Origin of the sequence: Duganella margarita, from assembly GCF_009857535.1 — a bacterium.
GTDB classification, from domain to species: Bacteria; Pseudomonadota; Gammaproteobacteria; order Burkholderiales; family Burkholderiaceae_D; genus Rugamonas; species Rugamonas margarita.
Genome location: NZ_WWCS01000050.1, coordinates 1 through 5493 on the forward strand (window position 1 = coordinate 1; position 5493 = coordinate 5493).

Below are 5493 nucleotides of genomic sequence, written 5' to 3' on the forward strand. Positions count from 1 at the left end.
CGCAACGCGGCGGCCGGCTGCGGCGCCGCCAGCAGCTGTGGATACAGGTGGCGCAGCGGCAGGCGCGCCAGGCACGGGTCCTGTCCGGCCTCGCGCAGCCGCGCGGCCAGCGCCAGATACACCGGACCGTGCGCGGCCCACAGCGCATAGTCGGGCAGCGCGTCGATGTCATCCGCGCTGGCCTCGGCTGCATCGACGCTGCCGGTCAGCTGCGCGATGCGCTGGTACAGCTGGCGCAGCGGCATGCCCAGGCTGTCGGGCGACTGCGTCATGTGGGCGGAGAATGCCGCCAGCTGCGCCTGTTCGCCGTCGGCCAGCGCCAGCAGCGCGGCGCGTTGCTGCTCGGCCTGGTGCGGATCGGCAGCCGGCGCCATCCAGGTTTCGTAGCAGGCCTTCAGGTCCATCACGAAGGCTTTCTTGTCGCCCTGCGAATCGTGGATCATCGCGCACAGCTGCTCCAGCCCGTGCTGCTGCAGGCGGTGATAGACGACGTCGATGGCGGCGCGCTTGGCGCAGACAAACATGATGCGCTTGCCGCGCGCGACGTAATCGGCGATCAGGTTGGTGATGGTCTGCGACTTGCCGGTGCCCGGCGGGCCCTGGATGATCATGCTGGCGCCGCTGCGCGCATGGGCGATGGCGCGCGCCTGGGTCGGGTCCTGCGGCACCACGGTGAACTGCTCGCCCAGCGACGACGCCGGCGCCGGATCGGCAAAGGCGGGCCGCGGCGCCAGCGAAAAAATGCCGTCGAACGCCGGGCTGGCCAGGTTCTCGCGCAGCAGCGCGTTGTAGTCCTGCACCAGCGACATCTTGCGGTAATTGAAGTTGCCCAGCGTGAGCGCGCACAGGTCGAATTCCCAGTCGTACGGCGTGCCCGGGCGCTGCTGGTCGACCGCATAGACTTCCTGCTCGACGGTGTCGGCGGCAGTGACCGCATCCGGCGCCGCCATGTACAGCGGATGCGGCTTGCCCACCACCGACGCCAGCGGCACCGGCTGCGGCTTGACGCGGTCGAGGAACAGCTGCACGCCGAGCGGATGGTAGGCGGCAGCGTCGTAGCTGTACTCGAATTCGCCATAGCTGCGGCGGCTCAGGCCGCTCAGCTTCTTGCGGCGGCGCTCGAACTGGTCCAGCCGCGCGCGCGCCTGGCGGCGGATCAGCTGGATCTGCGGGCGGTCGATCTTGTGCAGCGTGATGCCCGGCTCCGACTGGCGGATCTGCTGCTCAAACTGCGCGTGGAAGGCGTCCAGCGGCTGGTCGAGGTCGATGCTTTCCGGCAGCTCGATACCATACACCTGGCGCAGCACGTGGCGCAGCACCGGATTGACCTCGGCCACCGAAGTGGTGGCCTGCAACTGGTAGGTGTCGCGCACGCCCTTCTTGCGCGTCAGCGTCACCGGCAACAGCAGCAGCGGCGTGGTGATGCGCTCGTCCTTGTCTTCCTTGAAGTTATGCCAGCGCAGCATGCACACCGCCAGCCGCAGCTGCGAGAAGCCGTACTCGGCCTGGTCGCGCTGGGCGCTGGCGCGGATCGTGTCCAGCTGCGCCGGCAGGAACGGCAAGTCTTCGAAGCGCAGGTATTTTTGCAGCGGAATCGCGGCCTCGCTGCACACCTGGCGCGCCACCGCGTCATGCCAGTAGAACAGCTGATCTTCCTTGACGTTGCGCACGTCCAGCATCAGCGGGAACGAGCCCATGGTCAGGTTCAGCGTCTGCTGCGACGGCTTGAAGTACAGCAGCTTGTTGCGGCGCGAGACCTCAAACAGGCGGTCGCGCAGATGCGCCTGCAACTGGCGGCTGCGCTCGCCTTCGCCCGGCGCCGTTTCCGGCAGCGCCGGCGGCACCTCCAGCACCCGGTAGTTGCGCAGCGTGTGCAGCGCTTCCTGCAGATCCGGCTGGCGGCGATGGCGCGACAGCTCGGTCATGCGGACGATGGTCCGCGCCCAGACCGGATTGAGGCGGTCGTTCAGCGCGAACAGGTTGTGGCGGTGGGCCACAAAGCGCGCCAGGTCGTCCTCGCTGGACAGGTTGAGGCGACAGGCCGCACTCACCAGCACCAGACCGAGCACGAAAATGTCGGTCAGCGGATCGTGGTGGCCGAGCGTGTGCTCCCATGCCACATAGCCCGGCAGGTACTGCGGCGCCGTCAGGCCGTCTTCGGCCTGCGGCAGCGCGCCGAGCGCGAGGTTGCGCTGCTGCGCCTCATCCTGGTACAGGCGGGCGCTGACGGTGAGCGTGGTCAACGGATCGAGCGCGGTCACTTTGGCGTCGGCCCGTTGCGGCGCGCTGGCCAGACCCTGCTCGAACCACAGCTGGTTGTAATCGAAGCGCAGGCTGGCCACGCCTTGCAGCGGCGCCACCCGGTCCTGCGCGTGCAGCGCCGCCACCTGCTCCAGCAGCGGCAGCAGCCAGGCCTGCAAGTCCTCGGTCTGTGGCGTGTCGTGCAGGGTGGCGAGGAAGTCGAAAAAACTGTGGGTCGGGTTGGTCATGGGCGGGGGATAACGGTGGGGATCGTCATGGCGCGCAAGCGGGCCACGGCGGCTTTCTTCAGCTTGGTTTCCTTCAGGACCGCGCGCTCGAAGGCGTCGGCGATGTCCAACTGCTCGGCCAGCTGCAACGCGGCCGCCATCGGCAGCTCTTCCAGCGACGGATCGGCGCAGGCGAAATCGAGCAGCACGAAGGACAGGTACTCGCCGAGCTGGTGCGGCTGCGGCAGGCGCACCTGGCCCACCGCGCCCAGGTGGCGCCCGGCGGCCGGTTCGCCGGGAATGAAATCGTCCCAGTAGCGCCGCGCCAGCGCGCGCACCGCCTCGCTGTTGAACCACGGCGAGGCCAGCAGGCCGGCCACCACGCTGCGCGTCAATGCCGCCACCTCGACCTGGCCGAGGATGTCGAGCGCGTCCGGCGCCAGCGCACCGTCCAGCCACTGCGCCAGCGTGGCGTCGCCATCCGGCGCGCCGGCCGCATGCAGCGCCAGCGCGCGGGCGCGGATGAAGGATTGCGGATGGCTGACCGCCTCGCTCACCACGCCCTGATGCGCCAGGATGCGGTCGGCCTGCTCCAGATAGCTGTCCACATGTACCTGCTTGAGTCCGGTCTGAATCTTGACCAGGCTGGCGATGCACGGCGCAATGTTCTGGCACACCTGGTAGGCGCCGCGATCGGCGTAGATTTCCATGTACTGCTGGTAGCGCAACGCCGTGTGATGCCACTCGCCGACGCCGGCCTCTTCCGCCGCGAGGCGCTCGACCAGCCGGCTGCCGATCCAGTAGCGGCCGCCGTCACGCTGCCACAGCTCGTAATGCGCCAGCTCGTGGCCGATGACGGCCTGCAGTTCGGCTGCGTCCAGCAGTTCCAGCACCGGGCCGCTGAACACGATGTGGGCGGCCTGGTCCTCGATCAGGATCGCCACATTGGGCTGGCTGTCATGCTGGGCCTGGTACAGCGCCACCTCCGGCGCAATGCCGAGCCGCTGCGCCGCCAGCGCCACGGCCTCGTGCAGCGCGGCGTGCGCCTCGCGGCTCAGCTGGTAGGTGGTCTTGAGCAGGTGCAGCCGCAGCTCGGGGTCTTGCTGCTGGCGGCTGGCGGCGATCCATTGCCACAGTTCCGGCTCCCGCCGCTCCAGGTAGTCGCAAACGGCGAGGTGATAAGTAGTCGGTTCCAAGGGGGCACGGGCGCTGGTTGAACAGCCTTAATCATAAGGCATTATTGCCCCGGCTGTAGCGTGCTAGGGCGCCGGTTTGGCGGCCGGCGTTTTGACCAGCTGGCTGGTATCGAAACCCTGGCGGGTCAGGCGGTCGACCAGCGCCTCGTAGGCCGCCGGCGACACGGTCGGCGTGCGCGACAGGATCCACAGGTATTCGCGGCGCGGCTCGCCGACGGCGGCCAGCTGGTAGGCGTCATCGATATCGAGCACCCAGTAGTCGGCCCACACCATCGGCAGGAACGACAGCCAGGCCGGCGCAAAGCGCACTTTCAGCTTGGGCGAGGTGGCGGCGCCGACCTGGCGCGCCTCGGCGGTGGCTTCGATCATGTCGCCGCTGGCGGTCTGGCAGCGGTTGACCACCTGCACCGTGCCATCCTTCTGCAAGGCATAGGTGGCGGTCGTGGCGGCCACGCACTTGCGCTGGAAAGAATTGGGGAACTTGGCGATCTCGTGCCAGGTGCCCATGTAGCGCGGCACGTCCAGCGCGGCAATCGTGGCCAGCGGCGCCTCGGCGGCCAGCGCACCGGCGCAGCACAGCGCCAGGGCGGCGGCGGACAGTAAAGTTTTCATGCGGCTATCCCATCGGTTAAACCGTCATGGTAATCGGTTTGGGCCGGCCGCGGCGCACGCCGGCCGGGCGCCGACGCGGGGCATTCAGCCGGCGGCCAGCGCGGCGTCGAAATCGCCGGCGCGGTCGAGCTTGACCAGATCATCATAGCCGCCGATGTGGCGCGCGCCGAAGAAAATCTGCGGCACCGTGCGGCGGCCGCTGCGCGTCATCATCTCCTGCAGCGCTTGCGGATCGCTGCCGGCGTCGATTTCGGTGACGGCCACGCCCTTGCCGGCCAGCAGGCGTTTGGCCATGGTGCAGTAGCCGCAGATCGGGCTGGTATAAATGGTGACTTGAGTCATGATGTCCTCCTGAATGATGCGTGCAGTATGCACCAGGCGGGCCAATCCGGCCATGCTCGCAAGCTGCAGGATTTTGCTTATTCGTCGCACGGGGAAGGCGGTATGATAGGCGCATCGATCACCTGCCGACCTCGCCATGAACCAAGCCGAACTCGATCTCTTCAACGACAAGCTCGACGCCCACGCCAAGGAAGTGGAACGTTTTCACGGCGAAGTGGCAAACGTGACGCGGCAGATCGCCAACTGCGACAAGCTGGTGCGACTGGCCAATGCCGGCCTGAGCCAGATCGACAGCAAGATTGCGGAAGCGGTGCGGGTCAGCGCCGAAGCGCAGCACATCGCCGACCGCGCCGCCGTCCAGGCCAGCGCAGCGGCCACCACTGCCACGCAGGCCGCCCTCAGCGACATGATCGCGCGGCTGGCGGAAGCCACCGAGGCGGCGCGCAAGACCAGCCTGTCGCTGAACCTGCTGCAATTCAAGACCGGCGGCTGGATTGCCGTCTACACGGTGCTGGTGCTGCTGTGCTGCCTGGCCACCGGCGCGCTGACCAGCTGGGCGCTGCGCGGCCAGGCGCTGACGGCCGAACAAGCCCGTTACGTCGAACTGGGCAAAGCCCACGAAGCCCTGCTGGCCAACGCCAGCGACAAAGAACTCAAGCAACTCAACGCCATCCGCACCCGCGAAAAACCCGGGGTCAGGTCCCCCATTTCTACACGAACACAACCGTAGTCTTCGCTAAGGTTGTGTTCGTGTAGAAATGGGAGACCTCGTATATTGAACGTACCGCGTCGCCATCAGATAATCAGAAAGGTGAAGCGGTCAGGCAGGGTGATGCCGACCAGACTGTGGGCCATTAAGCCCGTGGGTCAGATAG

The 5493-nt window shown here is 67.5% G+C and carries 5 protein-coding genes; 1 reads left to right on the forward strand and 4 read right to left on the reverse strand.

The features are described 5' to 3' along the window. The 4 genes from GTP55_RS28935 to grxC form a co-directional block, all read right to left on the reverse strand. Positions 1 to 2489, reverse strand: a 2489-nt coding sequence (locus GTP55_RS28935; RefSeq protein ID WP_161048222.1) for a DUF4011 domain-containing protein, incomplete at its 3' end; no start/stop codon positions are given. Continuing rightward, a complete protein-coding gene (locus GTP55_RS28940) occupies positions 2486 to 3664 on the reverse strand; it encodes a M48 family metalloprotease (protein WP_161048223.1) in 1179 nt (392 codons plus the stop codon). The genes GTP55_RS28935 and GTP55_RS28940, both read right to left, overlap by 4 nt. Before the next feature lie 63 nt (positions 3665 to 3727). Next, positions 3728 to 4276 carry a lipocalin family protein gene (locus tag GTP55_RS28945; protein ID WP_161048224.1) on the reverse strand — a complete coding sequence of 183 codons (549 nt, stop codon included), beginning with the start codon at positions 4274 to 4276 and terminating at the stop codon, positions 3728 to 3730. Between the two features lie 84 nt (positions 4277 to 4360). Further along, positions 4361 to 4618, reverse strand: a complete 258-nt coding sequence (grxC, locus tag GTP55_RS28950; protein WP_161048225.1) for a glutaredoxin 3 — start codon at positions 4616 to 4618, stop codon at positions 4361 to 4363. A 136-nt stretch (positions 4619 to 4754) separates the two neighbouring features. Here grxC and GTP55_RS28955 point away from each other — a divergent pair, with 136 nt between their 5' ends. After that, entirely contained in the window at positions 4755 to 5348 is a 594-nt protein-coding gene (locus tag GTP55_RS28955; RefSeq protein ID WP_161048226.1) for a hypothetical protein, read from the forward strand. Positions 5349 to 5493: the final 145 nt, after the last annotated feature.